This is a genomic window from Chryseobacterium carnipullorum (genome assembly GCF_900142785.1).
Taxonomy (GTDB): domain Bacteria; phylum Bacteroidota; class Bacteroidia; order Flavobacteriales; family Weeksellaceae; genus Chryseobacterium; species Chryseobacterium carnipullorum.
This window is the reverse complement of record NZ_FRCD01000001.1, coordinates 310,998-329,218: the sequence shown is the minus strand read 5'-3', so window position 1 is coordinate 329,218 and position 18,221 is coordinate 310,998. Positions and strand designations below refer to the sequence as shown.

Genomic DNA, 18,221 nt, shown 5'->3' with positions numbered 1-18,221 from the left:
TTAACGAAAAACACCCTCTATTTAAAAAATTCATACACAATAGCGATATTTCACATTGATTTGAAGATAAAATTCAATATTTTTGAAACAATCACGAAATCCAATATGAAATATGAAAATAATATACACCAGCGTTCTTTTTTTAGGGACTGTAACGATGTTTTATTCACAAAATACCAATGATACCATTTCCAAGGAATCAAAAATAGAGGAAGTATCGATCACCGGAAGCCGGAATAAAAAAAGAACGGTGACCAATACGCCTGTCCCTGTAGATGTTATTGATATCAAACAGGTCAGTCAGTCCACCGGGCAGATAGAGGTCAATCAGCTTTTACAGTTTGCGGCCCCCTCTTTTAATTCTAATAAACAGTCAGGATCAGATGGGGCGGACTCTGTAGATCCGGCAACCCTCCGTGGTCTCGGGCCAGACCAGACGCTTCTTTTGTTGAACGGAAAAAGATACCATCAGTCATCACTGATCAACCTTTTCGGAACCAAAGGAAGAGGAAATACGGGATCAGATATGAATACCATTCCCATCGGAGCGATCAAAAGGATTGAAGTCCTTCGTGACGGAGCTTCTGCACAATATGGCTCTGATGCGATCGCTGGGGTCATTAACGTTATTCTTAATGACCGTAACCATGGTTTTGAAGGCAATGCTTTTTACGGTATGAATCTTTTCAAAAGCCCCGGAGACAAAGATGTAGTGTCAGATCACAAAATAGATGGAACCACCTTTAACTTCAACGGAAATCTGGGGACTAAAATAGGCAACAAAGGAGGTTTCGGTAACTTTACTGTTGAATTTATCAATAAAGATCGTACCATTAGAAATGCCAATCCGGAAAAGGGTTATTCGTCTCCAAGGGAAAAGTTTGGAGATGCAAAATCCCAGAATATGTACTTTTTTGGAAATGTAGAAGTGCCTTTATCTGATGGACTGAACTTTTATTCTCGTCAAGGATTTTCCTACCGTAAAACGAATGCTTATGCGTGGACAAGATCCGCCGATGCGGATGGAAATATTCCTGAAGTCTATCCCAATGGGTTTAATCCTATAGAGAATACCACGATTACAGATTTCACTTTTGACAATGGACTCAAGTTTAAAGTTGCAAACTGGGATGTCGATTTTTATAATGCATTCGGGAGCAACAGGTTTACTTATCAGATAGACAAAACGATCAATGCTACGCTAGGAAAAAGATCACCCACAAGCTTTAATGCCGGCGGACACTCTCTTTTACAGAATACAACAGGCTTTAACGCTTCCCAACAGTTTAAGGTACTGGAAGGATTAAATGTTGCTTTCGGATCTGAATTCAGGTATGAACAGTTTGAAATCATTAAAGGGGAAGAAGCATCGTATGCAATGTATGATATCAATGGAAACATTGTTACTTCCAACACGCCCGGAAACCTACTGGTTACCAATCCTCTTTCCGGAGATGTACGACCTGGCGGCTCGCAAGGCTTTCCCGGCTATTCACAGGAGGCTAATAAAAACAGAAATAATTTTGCGGCTTATATAGACACTGAACTGGATATTACCAAAAAATGGATGATCAGTGCAGCGGGAAGGTTTGAAAACTACAATGATTTCGGAAGTACTTTGAATGGTAAATTCGCTACACGATATGCCTTTACGCCTCAATTTGCGTTCAGAGGATCGGTTTCTACAGGATTCCGAGCGCCTTCTCTGGCTCAAAAATATTACAGCCTTCAGTTTACCAATTTCCAGGGAGGAAATCTGGTGACCATTCAGCTTGCCTCCAATGATAGTGATCTTGCAAAAACTGTTGGAATTCCACAATTAAAACAGGAGACCTCGTTAAACGGTAGTGCCGGATTCACTTTTAATACCGGAAAATTCACCGCAACAATTGACGGATATTATATCAAAGTAAAAGACAGAATTGTACTAACCGGTAATTTCTCACAGGATGATGATGCTATTGGGCAGATTTTAATTGATAATCGTATTGACCAGGCTCAGTTTTTCACGAATGCGATAGACACCAGAACAAAGGGTGTTGACATTATTTTAAATTACACTGAAAATATTGGTTATGGAAAACTTTCTGCAACTCTGGCCGGAAATTACAATGAAATGGAGATCACCAAGGTCAATACTTCAGAAAAACTACAAGGAAAAGAAGATACTTATTTAAGCCCGAGAGAAAGAGCATTTATCCTGGCTTCTGCTCCTAAAACAAAGATTAATCTGAATTTAAATTATAAGATCAGTAAGTTTAATGCCAATGTTCAGCTGGTACGATTTGACAAAGTGAAACTGATAGGTTACAACGGTGCAGATGATTATCAGCTTTATGGCGCAAAAGTAACCACTGACATTTCTTTCGGGTATGAGTTCTCGAAAAATTTTAATCTTACGATCGGAAGCAAAAACTTATTCAACCGCTACCCTACTCTTCAGACCGCCGCTGTAGACGGCAATACAGAATCCGGAGGAATCTTCGATCCTGTACAGATGGGTTTTGCAGGAAGACAGGCTTTCGCAAGACTTAATTTTAAGTTTTAGAATACACAAAAGAGGCTGTAACAGAAATGAATTTATTCTAATCACAGCCTCTTTTTATTATTTTTTAGAAATCTTATAAAGTTTTCCGCTGTCGGTGACTGCATACAGATGACCGTCCATCCCATCCAGAACATCCCTGAAGCGTTCTTTCTGATCAGCAAGCAGACGTTCTTCGCCCACTACTTTATTATCTTTTATCACCATTCTGTTAATATGCTCTCCACTCAAACATCCGATGATAAGGTTTCCTTTCCATTCTTCGATATTTCCGGTATAAAAAGTGACTCCGCTTGGAGAGATCACAGGATCCCAATAATAAACCGGTTGCTCCGTACCTTCTTTTTGGGTAATTCCGTTTCCTACTTTTGATCCCATGTACTCAATTCCATAAGTCACATCTCCCCAGCCGTAATTTTTTCCAGGTTGTATAAGATTTATTTCATCTCCACCTCTTGGTCCCATTTCAACATCCCAGAGTGTTCCATTTGGATCTATTGCCATTCCCTGTGGATTTCTTACCCCATAGGCATATATTTCAGGTTTATATCCCTGTTTTCCAATGAATGGATTTCCCGGAGCGGGTTTACCGTCTTTGGTTATTTTTAAAATTTTACCCAAATAATTATCCGTTTTCTGAGCATACACCCGGGTTTCTTTATCTGATCTTTCTCCGGTACTCACAAACAAATATCCATCTTTATCAAATGCCAGCCTGCTTCCGTAATGCTTGTCACCGTCATAAGAAGGCTCTGCACGGAAAATAACTTTTACTTCTGAAATATTTTTAAGATCTGCAGAAAGTTTACCCTTCGCAACGGAAGTCAGATTTCCCTTTCCAAAAGGTTCTGAAAAACTGAAATAAATGATATTATTGGTTTTAAAATCCGGATCAAGCGCTACATCCAGCATTCCTCCCTGTCCTTTAGAGTCTACTTTTGGAAATCCTTCAATTTTAGAAACCTGTTGGCCATCCTGAGAAACTACGTTCATATGACCTTTTTTATCGGTAATAAGAAATTTGCCGTCCGGAAGATTAATCATCCCCCAGGGTCTTCCAAGGTCTTTATTCAGAACTTCCACCTTATAGGCAGTGGCTGTTTTAACAGCTTTAATTCTTGTCTGACCTTTAAAAGCAGGTTGATAGTCTGTATTGGGCTTTTCGGTTTCTACACTGCCATCTTTTCCTGTCTGCTGAGCATTGGCATTGTTCTTACTGCACGAAGACAAAAGAACAAAAATACTGAGTGCCGGTACGTAAATGGGGTTGAATTTCATAATGATTTGATTTAGTGGTAAAAAGATAGATAGAAAAATAATGCCATAAAAATTTGCTGGTATTAATTTTTATTCTACATTTGTAGAACAAATTACAACATTGTAGAATGAAAGAAATTAAATTAACCGGTTCAGAAAAAAATCTGATGGAAATCCTTTGGGAAAAGAAACGCATTTTCATGAAGGACATTCTGGATTCTTATCCGGAACCGAAACCCGCAGCGACTACCATTGCTACTCTGCTGAAAAGGATGCAGAATAAAGATCTGGTAGGCTATACACAGTATGGAAATTCCCGTGAATACTATCCAAAAGTAGAAAAAAGGGAATATTTCAACGAGGAAATGACCTCTATGATTGACCGTTTTTTCAACAGCTCGGTGACTCAGTTTGCCTCTTTTTTTACTTCGAATGCCCAATTCAGTCAAAAGCAGCTGAAAGAACTCCGTGATATTATCGACCAGCAAATAAAAGAATAAAATGTTGATCATTATTCTGAAAATAATTCTGTGTTCTTCCATTTTCATCGCGGTCTATCATCTGTTTCTGGAAAGGGAGAAAATGTGTCGTTTCAACAGGTTCTATTTATTATGCTCACTGATTCTCTCCTACGTGATTCCTTTTATTTCGATCACCGTAAAGCTTCCAGAACATGAGCAGAAATCTCAGATCCTATTTGAAGAGACAGTACAGCAAATCACATTCGCTCAGCATGAACAGGAAAGTTTCAATTGGGTCAGTATCGTATGGCTTGTCTATGGAGCCATCACCGTATTCTTACTGATCAAAAGTATTCTTTCTTTCAGAGCGATTAAAAAAATGCAGGGTGAAAAGCGGATTTATCAGAATCACAGGATTTTGGTAATAAAAGAAAACATTCCTCCTTTCAGCTTTTGGAACACTATTTATTTAGGCAAAACCTATGTAAAGGATGATGGAATCGACACAAGAATTTTCCTTCATGAGAAAGGACATATTGATCAGAAACACAGTCTTGATCTCATTTTTCTGGATATTTTTAAGATATTCACCTGGTTCAATCCTGTTCTTTTTTTCTATAAGAAGGCTATACTCACCAATCATGAATTTCTTGCTGACGAAGCTGTTTTAAATAACAGATACAATATTAAAGAGTACCAGAATTTAATCCTTAAAGAGATTATTCACCATCAGAACCTGCCACTCACCCATTCATTTAATTTTAACAACACCAAAAAACGATTTATTATGATGACAGCAAAAAAATCCAAGTTCATTGTATTGAAAAAAGCAGCCGGAATCACCGCAATGATTGCCGCTACAGCTTTATTCGCTGAAAGAACATACGCAGGAAGTCCCGGACTTACAGCAGATACGCAAAAAGCCAACAGCACAGAAAAAGAGAAACCATTCATTAAGGATTCCTCTGAGCGCACCATTACAGCCGGAAATGTGCAGGCGAATCAGAGCCATTTAACTTCTCCTTATTATTTCGAAAAATCAGTGGAAGAGAAACCACCAACCACAGCGGAAATCAAAAAAGAAATGGTACAAGCTGTTTCGGATACTGTTTCTCCAGGAAAAACAGCCAGCAATGAAGGTATTAACACAAATGATGCACAAAAAGACCAGAATTTTGTTGAGGCAGAATTTCCGGAAGGAGCAAAATCACTTCGATCAAAAGTTGGATCAATGCTTGATACCAGTATCTTTGACGGAAAAGAGAGGCTCGTAAAATCAACAGCATTTATACACATTGATGAAACGGGAAAGGTAGTTAATGTAACTGCTTCCGGTGATAATGAAGGATTCAATAAAGAGATGATTAAAACCGTCACTGCTGTAAATAGTGGAGTCGCATGGAAACCAGCGACAAAAAACGGAAAAGCTATCGCCAGCATTTACAAGATGCCTGCGACAATGAGTTTCAAGTAAAATGAAGAGAAAAAGCGCTACTCCAGTAGCGTTTTTTTTTATTTTGTATTCAGGATTGACTGACGAAAAATTTACTATTAAAACATTCATCTTTAAATACTTTATGAAGGCTAAAAATTTCTTTCGTATTTTTGTTGTATACATCATTTCAAATGAACTTTAATCTTCAATCAGAATATAAACCTACAGGTGATCAACCACAAGCTATTGAAAAACTTACCAAAGGAATAGAAATTGGTGAGAAATATCAAACTTTGCTGGGGGTTACCGGATCCGGGAAAACCTTTACTGTAGCCAATGTTGTACAAAATGTACAAAGGCCAACGATTGTCATGGCTCATAATAAAACATTGGCAGCACAGCTTTTCATGGAATTTAAAGAATTTTTTCCTGACAATGCGGTAGAATATTTTGTAAGTTACTACGACTATTATCAGCCGGAAGCCTACATTGCGACAACCGGAACCTATATTGAGAAGGACCTGAGCATTAATGAAGAAGTTGAAAAGCTACGACTTTCTGCTATCGCCAGTTTACTTTCCGGAAGACGGGACGTTTTAATCGTTGCCTCCGTATCCTGTATTTATGGTGTGGGAAACCCTGCTGAGTTTCATAAATCGTTAATATCAATTGCTACCGGAGAAAAGGTAACAAGAACCGCGCTCCTCCACTCTCTGGTTAATGCGCTTTATTCCAGAACACTGGCAGACTTCCAGAGAGGAACATTCCGTGTAAAGGGAGATGTTATCGATATCTTTCCTGCGTATGCCGACAATGCGGTGAGAATACAGTTTTTTGGAGATGAGATCGAAAAAATTCAAAGTTTTGATCCCGTTTCAGGAAATGTTACGGCTAATTTTGACCAGATCCAGATTTATCCTGCTAACCTTTTTGTGACTTCAAAAGAGACCTTAAACGGAGCCATTAAAAACATTCAGGATGATATGGTAAAGCAGGTCGACTTTTTCAGTGAAATAGGAAAACCATTGGAAGCCAAAAGGCTACAGGAAAGAACTGAGCTTGATCTGGAAATGATCAAAGAGCTTGGATACTGTTCCGGGATTGAAAACTATTCACGGTATTTAGATGGCAGACTTCCTGGGTCAAGACCTTTCTGCTTACTGGATTATTTCCCGAAGGATTATCTAATGGTGATTGACGAAAGCCACGTTACAGTACCTCAGGTGCATGCAATGTACGGTGGCGACAGAAGCAGAAAAGAAGCTTTGGTAGAATATGGATTCCGGCTTCCTGCAGCGATGGACAACAGACCATTGAAATTTGAAGAATATGAATCAATTCAAAATCAGGTTATTTATGTTTCCGCAACACCAGCTGATTATGAACTGGAAAAAACGGGTGGTGATTATATCGAACAGATTATCCGTCCGACCGGTCTGTTGGATCCCGTCATTGAGATAAGACCAAGTCTCAACCAGATCGATGATTTGATGGAAGAAATCCAGAAAAGATCTGACGCTGATGAGAGGGTTCTAGTGACTACCCTAACCAAAAAAATGGCTGAAGAGCTTACTAAATATTTTGTAAAGTTCGGAATCAGAACAAGATACATCCACTCGGATGTGGAAACACTGGAACGTATTCAAATTATGCATGATTTACGTGTTGGCCTTTTCGATGTCTTAATTGGGGTGAATTTATTGAGAGAAGGATTGGACTTACCTGAAGTTTCTCTGGTGGCCATTCTGGATGCTGATAAAGAAGGAATGCTGAGAAGCAGAAGATCAATGATTCAGACGGTTGGGCGTGCGGCAAGAAACCTTAACGGTAAAGCTATTTTATATGCTGATAAAATGACTAAATCTATGCAGGCAACGATAGATGAAACAAACTATCGTCGTGAAAAGCAGATTCAATACAACAAAGAGAACAATAGGGTTCCAACGGCTTTAAATAAAAAGATCTCTGAAAATCTGGTCGGAAGAAGCAAAGATTTCCCTGATCCGAAATATACACAAAAAGAGATCCTTCAGAAAGCAGCAGAAACGAAAGCGAGCTATGGAGGTGAAGACATTGAAAAAATGATCGGGCAGAAACAAAAAGAGATGGAAGCAGCAGCTAAAAATCTTGACTTTATAAAAGCGGCCAAGCTCAGGGATGAGATCGCAGCACTGAAAGAATAATTGATTGATATAAAACAATTTAGGGGCGGCATCGAAGATGCCGCCCCTAAATTTATACTTTTACGGAAAAATCTATTTTATCTTAAAGAAGCCCTGATCGGAATCAGCAGTTCCATCAAGCCGTTCAGCTTAATCTCGTAAACCGTCGCAAGCTGCATCCCCAGTTTTCCCGGAGGCATTCCTTTTCGGTTAAACCATTCCAGATAGCTTACCGGAAGATCGGCAAGAATGGTTCCCTGGTATTTCCCAAAAGGCATCCTGACGATGCATATTTCCTTTAATATTTCTGAATTTACTCCTTCCACTTTTATACAATTAAATCTACTCTGTCTCCCTGATCATTATCTCTATTCGGCAACTCAAGCTCAGGCGGTGTATCCTCATCAGAAAATTCATTTCTGTATACCTGAACCAGAAGTAAGGTAAAAGAGATCAGAATAGGTCCGAAAATAAGCCCCATAAAACCAAATAAATTCATCCCCATGATAATTCCGAATACGGTATTCAGCGGATGGATGTTTTCCAGTTTTTTTAAGAGTGTAAAACGGAGCAGGTTATCGGTAAGTCCTACAACTACTAAACAATAGGCAGCAAGACCAAGTCCCTGACCTGTATTTCCTTCTGCAATCATAAAGACACAGACCGGAACATAAATAATAGCAGCTCCAACCACAGGAATCATGGAAGCTGCAGCTGTCAAAGCGAAAAGAAGAATCGGACTTGGTGCTCCAAAAATAAAGTACCCTATAAGCCCTACAATTCCTTGCCCTAATGCTACAACCGGAATCCCGATAGCGTTGGCCATAATCAGTTTTCTAAGCTTTTCGCCGATCAAAGAGATGTTTGCTCTCTTCAATGGTGCGGAAGAACTAAGAATCCTCTCAAACAGCCTTGGACTGGCCAGCATAAAATAAAGAATAAAGTACATGGACATCACGACTGTAAGGGTGTTGAAAGTCCCGCTAACTGCAGAAGTGGAAAACCTTCCGGCAGAGCTTTTTACTTTGTCCATATTCTCTTTGCTGAGAATATCAAAATTTGTTTTTGAGTAGATATATGAATGTATTTTATCCACAAATACATTGAATTTAGTCATATAAACCTGAGCATTCCCAAGTTTCTCTATCAGCAGATCAGCGATAAAATATACGGGAAGAATAAGAATGACAAGACTTGCCAGCATCAGTACAAATGCCGCTAGCCAGGGTTTCCATTTCTTCTCTTCCTGTAAATAGAAATTATATCGTCTGCAGACCACGTAAATCGTGATCGCCCCGAGAACTGATGGGATAAACAAGGCAAGGTTAAAGCAGATCAATCCGGCCAAAACCAGAATTATGGCCAGCAAAGCGACCTGTTTTATCGCAACGTTACTTATCTGCTTATCCTTATTTATCATTTATCTTATTTATTTTTTAAATTCAATCTGTCTTGGCTTTCCTAAAAATGCACAATACACAGAATACATTACAATCATCATGAATGGTGCTGTTGCAATGATACCGATACCGCATAAAATAACTCCGGCAATAGAAATCAGTCCACCTACAACCGTTGCACCAAGAAACGTTCCATAATTTTCTTTTGCAATATTGAAAGACTTTCCTAATGCTTCAGTAGCTGATGCATTTTCAAATAATAAGATAGGATAACCCAATAAAAGGAAAGGATAAACAAAAATGAACGGGAAGAAACATAAAGTCATCGCCACACTGGAAATAATCCCTGAAATAATACTGTAGATCAGGATATTCACAAAATTCTGTTTGTATCCGATGAACAGATCAGCAAAATCAATCTGCTTTTTCGTATTATACTTATTAACAATGTAGATCAATCCTACATATAACGGAGCTACCAAGATCCCCAAAAGACCTGACAATGAAAGGTATAGCGAAAACCCCGGTACATTCCAGTAGCTAAAGGAAGAATAGTCCCCTCCTGCATCTTTCATCTCCTCCATCATGGAAGCGGAATTGAACCCTGTAATCAACTGGATTGCAAAACCTGCTATCATGTAGATGACCATCGCTACAATACCGTATAGGAAGACTCCCTTATACATTTCAAAAGAATGCGAAATAATAGATCCCGTATCTTTGTTGGGAACAGACCCCTGTTGGTCAAATTCGTTAAATTCTGACATAGTTTAATATTTAATGATTTTCCTCAAAATTAACTTTTTTTAGCAGAAAAACATATTAAACTTATTTAAAATTTAACTTTTTTCCGAGAAAATAGTTTTGTACAGTGAGTAAATCATGGCATTCCAAAAAGGAAATGTAAACAAGCCTCCTACAAAGAACAACATAAAACCAACATATTTAAAGAATACAGCCACTATAACACAGACCAGTATTTCAAGAAAGTACCTTTTGAGGGCCTGAAAGTTTAAGGAGATGGCTTCAAAAATCCTTTTGTTTGTGAAAAACATCAGCGGAGCTACAAAAATGGTGATAAAAACCCACACGACACCCAATATAATGGTCTGAGATGTATAGATATAAACAAATAGCCAGAAAATGTAATATCCTATGTATTTGAAAAAATTAAGTCCATTATAACCTACAAGCAAATCTCCCAATTCCAATTTTTCTTTCAGGTCAATCTTCCTGTAAATATGATAAAACCCGATATTCAGTGGAAAAAGAAACACTAAAGTCCCAATAAGAGCCCATGAAAAATAGATGATCCCGGGATTGGACTGCATCTTTAAAATCTGCTCAGAAGCATTCATCCCCTGGTTAATATTTTTAGCCGTCTCTAAATACTGGGTCAGCACTCCATATTTTCCGTCTAAGAAGAAAAGCACCGAAAAAAAGATTCCAAAATAAAAGATTGAAAATACCAGTTGAAAGAAAAGGGTCTTATTCCAATAGAAAAAAGCCTGCTTCAATATAAAATCTATTCCCGGTTTCTGAGGATATTTAGTCTGCATTAAAAAAATTTTACACAAAAGTAGTCATCATTAATTATTTTTGCAGGATGTTTTCAATGAATCATCAAAAATTTCTGGAAATGGACGAACTTTCCCTTCAGAAAGTTCCCTACTTCTTCATGATCGATTTCCTTTCGGAAAATGTAAAGGTTTATAGAGAAAGTGAAATTAAAAAATCAGGCTTATTAATTGATTTTCAAAACTTTTCAACCGTTACTCAGAAACATAATCTCAATAAAAAAATTGAATGGAAGGCATTTCCTGAAACTTTGGAAAGCTTTAAAGAAGGCTTTGATAAAGTTCAGAAAAATATCCGTCTCGGAAATTCTTATCTGGTCAATTATACGAGAAAGACGGAAGTTCAGACCAATTTAAGCCTGGAAGAAATTTTTTATCACTCAATTGCAAAGTACAAAGTGTTTTGTGAAGATTTTTTTGTATTTTTTTCTCCTGAAACTTTTGTAAAGATTATTGACGGCAAAATTTTAACCTATCCGATGAAAGGTACTATCGATGCCTCATTGGAAAATGCAGCTGAAGTTTTGAAAAACGACCGAAAAGAAAAGGCAGAACATTACACCGTGGTAGATCTTCTCCGGAACGATCTCAGCATGGTAGCAGACGATGTCATAGTAGACCAATTTCAGCATATAGAACTCATCAAAACACAGCAAAAAGATCTGTACGCAATGAGTTCTGAAATTTCAGGGAGAGTAAAGCCTGAGTTTGAAGGAAAGATAGGCAGCTTAATGAAAAAACTGCTTCCTGCCGGATCAATTTTGGGGGCGCCAAAGCCTAAGACGCTGGAAATAATCTTGGAAGCAGAAGGATATGACAGAGGATATTATACCGGAGTATGCGGCTGGTTTGACGGTGAGAACCTTGACAGCTGCGTCATGATACGTTTTATTGAAAAAGAGGGAGACCGGCTTTATTTCAAAAGTGGCGGCGGTATAACACACATGAGCAAGTTAGAAGACGAATATCAGGAAATGAAAAATAAAATCTATGTCCCAATTCATTGAAAGCATAAAAGTAGAAGATCAGGATATTTTCCTTTTGGAACTACATCAAAAACGTGTTAACCAGACGTTTGCCCACTTCGGAAAAGAGGGTTCTATTGATCTGGGTAAGATTTTCAAAAATCTTGAGCATGACGAAGACGGTCTGTTCAAGCTCAGACTTTCTTATGATCTTGATAAAAGAATCCGCACCCAGATGATTCCTTACGCTATTCCGGAGATCCAGAGCTTCCAGCTGGTTGAAAACAACAGTTTCGACTATTCATTCAAGTTTGAAGACCGTAAGGAACTGGAAAAGATGAAAATGAAATCCAAAGCTGAGGAAATCATTATCATCAAAAACAACCACATCACAGATACGTCTTTCTCCAATATTCTTTTCCTGAAAGGTAAGGAATGGTTTACGCCGACTACCTATCTTCTGAATGGAGTACAGAGACAGAATCTTCTGAAACACAAGAAAATAAAAGAAACTGAAGTCACACTTCAGAACATTAAGCAGTTTTCTCATTTCCAACTGATTAATGCGATGAATGACTTTGATGATATGTTTATTTATCCTATCGACAAGATTAACAATCTTCCGGGAAATGAAGAGTATCTGGATTATTAATTTCCCTTCATAAATTCAAAGTAGGCCTTCTGAACATCTGCGCTGTTTTTCCCGTGTGTATTCACTTCCAGGATCTTCGGCTGCAGATCAGGCTTAAAGAAATTCTCTAATACCCTGTCCAGCGTAGGCTCGTCTTCCACTTTAATATAGGAGAAACCAAAATGTTTAGCCAAATGCTCTGCGTGTTTGCGATGCTTTGTGGCTATAAATTCATCTAACGTATTTGGATTGGCATTTCCGGGTCCCGGAATAATCTTAAAAATATTTCCTTCACCGTTATTGAAAATGATGATTCGTACAAACGGCGGAATATATTGATTCCACAGCCCGTTGATATCATAGAAAAATCCTAAATCTCCTGTAATAAGCAGTGTAGGGTTGGTATTTTTTATAGCAAAACCCATCGCTGTGGAAGTAGAACCGTCTATACCGCTCGTTCCGCGGTTACAGTACATCTTTCTTTTTCCGAAATCAAAAAGCTGCGCATACCGGATTGCTGAGGAATTGCTGAAATGGATATTATAGTTTTGAGGAATTGTCTGCGAAGCTTTATTAAAGAAATAAAAATCTGAAAATTCCACTTTATTCAGGAAAAGCTCGTGTTTAGCATCCTTTTTATCCCTTAAAACATCCCAAAGGTTAAAGTAAGGCCTCGGCTCAAGGTTGATGAATTTTAAAAGTTTAGAAAAGAAAACCTCAGGCTTCACCTCTACTTTTTCCGTGAGAGAGAAATAAGTATCCGGCTGCCATACTTCATCCAGATGCCAGTGTTGCTTCGGGCGTGCACTTCTCAAAAACTGTTTTACCTTCTTAGACACAACATTCTGACCCACTGTGATAAGAAGATCCGGTGCATAGGTTTTATAATCCTCCTCTGTGAAATTAAAGATATAACGGTCAATATGTCTGAAGAACTTTTCATGATACAGATTGGAGTTCGCCTCGCTTAATACAACAACAGAATGGTTTTTCACAAGCTGTGTCAACTGATTTTCCAACTCAGGACTGTAATCTCTGGTTCCCACCAAAATCATAATCCTTTGTGAAGTATGCCAGTCTGCAATTAAGTTGGAAGGAACCTCATATTCCTTATGTCTGATTGTTTTTTCAACGGTTGGAAAAGAAGGAAGTTCGGAAACCAAATTATATAAAGGCTCTTCTAATGGAATATTGACATGTACAGGACCCTGTTTTTCAAAACATAGTTCAATCGCTTTTTTAATAATGTCAAAATTAATGTCTTCCGCATTTTCTTTGCTGTCTTCCACAAGCTGGAAATCACCGTAAGAATGCTGATGAAAAATATCCTTCTGTCTGATGGTCTGCCCATCGAAAATATCTACAAAATCTGTAGGACGGTCGGCAGTCAGGATCAAAAGCGGAACATTCTGGTAAAAAGCTTCTGTCACCGCAGGATAATAATTGGCCACCGCAGAACCGCTGGTACAAGTTATCGCTACAGGTTTCTTTTCACTCTTGGCCATTCCTATTCCCACAAAAGCTGCACTTCTCTCATCTACAATACTGTAACAGTTGAACGCATCAATTTCTGAAAAATGAATCGCCAGGGGTGCATTTCTGGATCCCGGGGAAATGATGACATCTGAAATTCCGTACTGCTGAAGGAGATGAGCAAGTATCTGAATACTTCTCTTTGAAGAATATTTTTTCATACAGCAAATTTAACTTATAAATACTTAATTGTAAAAACATTTAATTCAAAAAAGATGTAATTTTGCACCACGTTAAATTTCTAAAAATGGATAAAATACCTAGTGTAGACCTGCGTGATTTCCTTTCGGACAACCCGGAACGCAAACAGAAATTTGTAAATGAAATCGGAAAAGCTTACGAAGAAATTGGTTTTGTTGCCTTAAAAGGCCATTTTCTTGACGACCAATTAGTAGAAGGCTTGTATGGAGAGGTGAAAAACTTTTTTGAACTTCCAACGGAAACGAAACAAAAGTATGAGATTCCCGGAATTGGAGGCCAAAGAGGATATGTAGGATTCGGTAAAGAGACTGCAAAAGGTTTCAAAAAAGGAGACTTGAAAGAATTTTGGCATTTCGGACAGTATGTGTCTGATGATTCAAAATACAAACAGGAATATCCCGATAACGTAATTGTAGACGAACTTCCAAAATTCAACGAGGTAGGTAAAGAAACGTACCAGATGCTTGAGAAAACAGGGAAGTATGTGCTAAGAGCTTTGGCTTTGTACCTTGGCCTGAATGAGTTTTATTTTGATGATAAGATCGCAGAAGGAAACTCTATTTTAAGACCAATACACTATCCGCCCATCACTCAGGAGCCTGATGATGCGGTAAGAGCTGCAGCTCATGGAGACATCAATCTGATTACTCTGTTGATGGGATCTCAGGGAAAAGGGTTACAGGTTCAAAACCATAAGGGGGAATGGATCGATGCTATTGCAGAACCGGACGAATTAATGATCAATGTTGGAGATATGTTATCGAGACATACGAACAACAAATTGAAATCTACCATTCACAGAGTGGTCAATCCGCCAAGAGAATTATGGGGAACTTCAAGATATTCAATTCCTTTCTTTATGCATCCTGTGAGCGGAATGTCGCTTAATGCTCTTGAAAACTGTATTGACGAAAACAATCCTAAGTTATATGAAGATACGACTGCAGGAGAGTTTTTACATGAAAGACTTATAGAACTAGGTCTTATCAAAAAGTAATATAAAAAAAGTCAATAATTGATCTTTGTTTCAGTTATCAACGTAATGTTGTGACCCTCAGATTAATTATTGACTTTTGTTTTTTATGCCTGTAAGTAGCTGGGTTTTATCCTGTAATACAGTAAAATTCAGGGCATGGAGTGGTCTGCGTAAAAGTACCCCATGGACAGATACAGGTATAGGTATCACCGCCGCCGGTTCCGCCGCCTCCACCATTTCCCGGATCAACATAAGGGACACACCTGCCACCTGAGCAAATCTGTCCTGCTGAACAGCCTCCTGTTCCCGGTCCTTCTCCTTCAAAACAGAACGAGGGGGTCAGATCTCCGGCAGAAATTTTCTTTTGGTCCTGTCTGGACAATCTTTTTAAATTTTTCATGGTTTTTGTTTTTAGATTTTCTACGCTATCCGCTTTTCGGATCCCGTTTTGTTTGACCTAAATTAATTATTTTCCATTAATAATCAAAGTCTTAACTTATTTTATTCACTATAAAATGAAATTAATGATCCCATATTAAAAATGGATAAACTACCGACTTTTTAAGCCGGTACTATTTAATGTAAAAAAAACTATCACATTTTATTTTAGTTAAAAATATTTTAATTATATTTACTTTACTATCAAATTTTTAATTAAAACAATATGAAAAATCTAAAAAAACTAGACAAAGGCCAGTTAAAAAGCATTTCAGGAGCAGGAGGAATTAAACTTCCGGAACCAGAATTCTGTATGTATTATTGTAACGGCACCGTAGTTTGTGCCACTTGCAGTGATGATTTCAAATGTCCGGACAACACTATGTAAGATTGAAAATCAGAAAGAATAAGAAAGCCACTCCTTTTTGGAGTGGTTTTTTATCTTAAAAAAACTATTCATCACCACCATTCATTATCAATAAAATACTCTGAAAAATTTTAAAAAACTGAATAAAAGCAAGATGAAAATGATTTCCGGAGGAATAAGTTATCCTTTTCCCGGAGAATGTGTTGATGTATGCAGTGACGGCATAACTTACCGCCCTTTGTGCCGAAATGAATTTATTTGCCCAGATGGTGAAGATCCTGTTATTCACTAGAAATAACCTGACAAATATACTATAAACCATCCTTTTGGGGTGGTTTTCTTATACCTCGCAACATCCCTCTGGAAAACTTTAAATTAGTCAAACAGTCGCAACTGCTGATCTTTGGCGCCCGTAAAATTTGAGGTTGATAATTTGGGAAACTCTCTGCCTTCGAAAAATTTCTTTCTTCCTATCTTAAAGGTATTATGGATCATTTCCGCAATATTCCCTTCCCCTTTCTGTCTCTCAAAATATCTCTTATCTCCGAGTTTTCCACCCCGCATGGAACGGATAAGATTTAAAATCTTTTGTGCTCTGTCCGGAAAATGTGACTCAATCCATTGTACAAAAACAGGTTCTACCGTATCATTAAGTCGTACCAAAGTATAACCGAAACTTAAAGCCCCGGCATCTGAAATTGCTTTTAAAATATTTAACGGTTCATCACTGTTCAATCCAGGTATAATTGGTGCAACCATAACGTGAACCGGAATTTTATTCTCGGTCAGAACTTCTATTGCTTTTAATTTATTCGGTGCCGAGCTCGTACGCGGTTCCATTTTGCGCCTAAGATCTTCATTGATAGTAGGAATACTAAAAGATACAGAAACCAGATTTTGCTCTGCCATTGGCTTTAAAATATCTAAATCCCTCAGAACAAGTGCGTTTTTTGTCAGAATATTAACCGGATGCCTGTAATCCAGGCACACCTGAAGTAACTTTCTGGTAATTTCAAATTTTTTTTCTGCAGGCTGGTAGCAATCTGTATTTCCCGAGAGAAGAATGGGCGCTGGCTTATAACCTCTTTTTTGAAAAAATTTCTCCAATAGTTCCGGAGCATTTTTCTTGACCATAATTTGTCTTTCAAAATCAATTCCTGCACTATATCCCCAATATTCATGGGTAGGTCTTGCAAAACAATAGGAGCATCCGTGTTCACAACCCTGGTATGGATTCATAGAATATTCCATAGGCAGATCTTCACTTTTCACCTGATTGACGATGGTTTTCGGAAAAACTTCTGTGAAGGTTGTTTTTATCGCTTCGAAATCCTCATCTTCAGGCTCATAGGTATATTTGTCGAAACGATTGATCACGTTCCGCTGTGCCCCCTGTCCTTTGATGAAATTTTCGTTTTGCATGATGTAAAATTAGAATGGATTTTTTATAAAATAATGAGTTTTAACATTAAATTTATTCACAAAAAAATCCGATCCCTAAAAAGGAGCCGGATTTCAACATAATTAAAATATATTCTTTTACTACTTCAGTGCATAAAATTCCACGCCATGATATTCATCTTCGTGGTTTTTTTCATCAAAATGTCTGTGATAATCCGAATAGGTATCACTATATTTTTTATCTTTTTTAGTCAGTATTTTTTTTAATCCAATAAAACCTAATACTGCCAAAAGACCAACACCTCCTGCCAGTAAAACGCCAACTTCTTTTTTCATATTTTGTCCGATTTATTAATCTCGTTACTGCAAAAAGCATACCTATTTTTCTGTTTCAAATTATAAATTTTGTTAACATTAAACTTTATTTCAATGAAAAACATAATTGCTTTTTTAATTATATTTAGCAGATTAATGGTTTAATTATTGTACTAACTATAAAAAATAATATTATGGACAATTCTGAATATAACGATAAAATGACCACCCTAAGTCAGGTCATGAACACCCTTGCAGGAAGAGGAATACACCGGGAATTCAGAATGAATGAAAACTGCGAAATGAAATTTGAAAATTCAGAGACCGTTTATCAGCCTTCTGACCTCACCATTTTAAAAACCTACCGTTTTGAAGGCGACAGTAATCCTGATGACAGTGCGGTATTATATGTAGTGAAGGACGACGCCGGAAATCGAGGAATGATTATAGATTCTTATGGAGCGGACAGCAACTATCCCGGTGAAAAATTTGACGAATTTTTAAGAGATATTCCCGTTCAGGAAAGCGACGAATTTAATTTCTGATCCCACTTCCAT

Annotated in this window: 18 protein-coding genes; 9 read left to right on the top strand and 9 right to left on the bottom strand. The window is 37.8% G+C overall.

Annotated elements, in window-relative coordinates; genetic code table 11:
• The first annotated feature begins 112 nt into the window (after positions 1-112).
• Positions 113-2,548, top strand: a complete 2,436-nt coding sequence (locus BUC06_RS01515; RefSeq protein ID WP_073328772.1) for a TonB-dependent receptor plug domain-containing protein — start codon at positions 113-115, stop codon at positions 2,546-2,548.
• Positions 2,549-2,605: 57 nt separating this feature from the next.
• Here the strand turns inward: BUC06_RS01515 and BUC06_RS01510 are convergent, their stop codons facing one another.
• Positions 2,606-3,823 carry a PQQ-dependent sugar dehydrogenase gene (locus BUC06_RS01510; RefSeq protein WP_073328770.1) on the bottom strand — a complete coding sequence of 406 codons (1,218 nt, stop codon included), beginning with the start codon at positions 3,821-3,823 and terminating at the stop codon, positions 2,606-2,608.
• Positions 3,824-3,930: 107 nt separating this feature from the next.
• Between BUC06_RS01510 and BUC06_RS01505 the strand changes: the two genes are divergently transcribed.
• The 3 genes from BUC06_RS01505 (at position 3,931) to uvrB (ending at position 7,881) form a co-directional block, all read left to right on the top strand.
• Entirely contained in the window at positions 3,931-4,302 is a 372-nt protein-coding gene (locus BUC06_RS01505) for a BlaI/MecI/CopY family transcriptional regulator (protein ID WP_073328767.1), read from the top strand.
• A gap of 1 nt (position 4,303) precedes the next feature.
• Positions 4,304-5,737, top strand: a complete 1,434-nt coding sequence (locus tag BUC06_RS01500) for a M56 family metallopeptidase (RefSeq protein ID WP_073328765.1) — start codon at positions 4,304-4,306, stop codon at positions 5,735-5,737.
• A gap of 152 nt (positions 5,738-5,889) precedes the next feature.
• Positions 5,890-7,881 carry an excinuclease ABC subunit UvrB gene (gene uvrB / locus BUC06_RS01495; protein WP_073328763.1) on the top strand — a complete coding sequence of 664 codons (1,992 nt, stop codon included), beginning with the start codon at positions 5,890-5,892 and terminating at the stop codon, positions 7,879-7,881.
• A 77-nt stretch (positions 7,882-7,958) separates the two neighbouring features.
• Here uvrB and BUC06_RS01490 read toward each other — a convergent pair whose 3' ends face one another.
• From BUC06_RS01490 to BUC06_RS01475, 4 genes are all read right to left on the bottom strand, one after another.
• Positions 7,959-8,186, bottom strand: coding sequence for a DUF3820 family protein (locus BUC06_RS01490; RefSeq protein WP_073328760.1), 228 nt, complete (start codon positions 8,184-8,186; stop codon positions 7,959-7,961).
• A 2-nt stretch (positions 8,187-8,188) separates the two neighbouring features.
• A complete protein-coding gene (locus BUC06_RS01485) occupies positions 8,189-9,280 on the bottom strand; it encodes an AI-2E family transporter (RefSeq protein WP_073328758.1) in 1,092 nt (363 codons plus the stop codon).
• Between the two features lie 9 nt (positions 9,281-9,289).
• Positions 9,290-10,027 (bottom strand): beta-carotene 15,15'-monooxygenase, encoded by a 738-nt coding sequence (locus tag BUC06_RS01480; RefSeq protein WP_073328755.1) that lies wholly within the window; start codon positions 10,025-10,027, stop codon positions 9,290-9,292.
• Positions 10,028-10,099: 72 nt separating this feature from the next.
• Positions 10,100-10,819 (bottom strand): hypothetical protein, encoded by a 720-nt coding sequence (locus BUC06_RS01475; protein WP_073328753.1) that lies wholly within the window; start codon positions 10,817-10,819, stop codon positions 10,100-10,102.
• 47 nt (positions 10,820-10,866) lie between these two features.
• Between BUC06_RS01475 and BUC06_RS01470 the strand changes: the two genes are divergently transcribed.
• Together BUC06_RS01470 and BUC06_RS01465 are read left to right on the top strand one after the other, a co-directional pair.
• Positions 10,867-11,844, top strand: a complete 978-nt coding sequence (locus BUC06_RS01470) for an aminodeoxychorismate synthase component I (protein WP_073328751.1) — start codon at positions 10,867-10,869, stop codon at positions 11,842-11,844.
• Positions 11,828-12,454, top strand: coding sequence for an aminotransferase class IV (locus BUC06_RS01465; protein ID WP_073328748.1), 627 nt, complete (start codon positions 11,828-11,830; stop codon positions 12,452-12,454). Before BUC06_RS01470 ends, BUC06_RS01465 begins: the two co-directional genes overlap by 17 nt.
• Here BUC06_RS01465 and menD read toward each other — a convergent pair.
• The gene (menD, locus tag BUC06_RS01460; RefSeq protein ID WP_073328746.1) at positions 12,451-14,127 is read right to left on the bottom strand and encodes a 2-succinyl-5-enolpyruvyl-6-hydroxy-3-cyclohexene-1-carboxylic-acid synthase; all 1,677 of its coding nucleotides are present in this window, start codon (positions 14,125-14,127) and stop codon (positions 12,451-12,453) included. The genes BUC06_RS01465 and menD overlap by 4 nt on opposite strands.
• Before the next feature lie 86 nt (positions 14,128-14,213).
• Here menD and BUC06_RS01455 point away from each other — a divergent pair, with 86 nt between their 5' ends.
• On the top strand, positions 14,214-15,164 hold the full coding sequence (locus BUC06_RS01455) for an isopenicillin N synthase family dioxygenase (RefSeq protein ID WP_073328744.1): 951 nt from the start codon (positions 14,214-14,216) through the stop codon (positions 15,162-15,164).
• Between the two features lie 106 nt (positions 15,165-15,270).
• Here the strand turns inward: BUC06_RS01455 and BUC06_RS01450 are convergent, their stop codons facing one another.
• Complete coding sequence (locus BUC06_RS01450) at positions 15,271-15,543, bottom strand: bacteriocin-like protein (RefSeq protein ID WP_073328742.1); 273 nt, start codon at positions 15,541-15,543, stop codon at positions 15,271-15,273.
• Positions 15,544-15,807: 264 nt separating this feature from the next.
• On the opposite strand from BUC06_RS01450, the gene BUC06_RS23705 reads away from it, so the two are divergent.
• Entirely contained in the window at positions 15,808-15,969 is a 162-nt protein-coding gene (locus BUC06_RS23705) for a bacteriocin-like protein (protein WP_164466347.1), read from the top strand.
• Positions 15,970-16,323: 354 nt separating this feature from the next.
• Here BUC06_RS23705 and BUC06_RS01440 read toward each other — a convergent pair whose 3' ends face one another.
• Positions 16,324-17,370: a PA0069 family radical SAM protein gene (locus BUC06_RS01440; RefSeq protein ID WP_073328736.1), complete on the bottom strand. Its 1,047-nt coding sequence runs from the start codon at positions 17,368-17,370 to the stop codon at positions 16,324-16,326.
• A gap of 120 nt (positions 17,371-17,490) precedes the next feature.
• Positions 17,491-17,685, bottom strand: coding sequence for a hypothetical protein (locus tag BUC06_RS01435; protein WP_034739952.1), 195 nt, complete (start codon positions 17,683-17,685; stop codon positions 17,491-17,493).
• Positions 17,686-17,858: 173 nt separating this feature from the next.
• Here BUC06_RS01435 and BUC06_RS01430 point away from each other — a divergent pair, with 173 nt between their 5' ends.
• Positions 17,859-18,209 (top strand): hypothetical protein, encoded by a 351-nt coding sequence (locus BUC06_RS01430; protein WP_073328734.1) that lies wholly within the window; start codon positions 17,859-17,861, stop codon positions 18,207-18,209.
• Positions 18,210-18,221 lie beyond the last annotated feature (12 nt).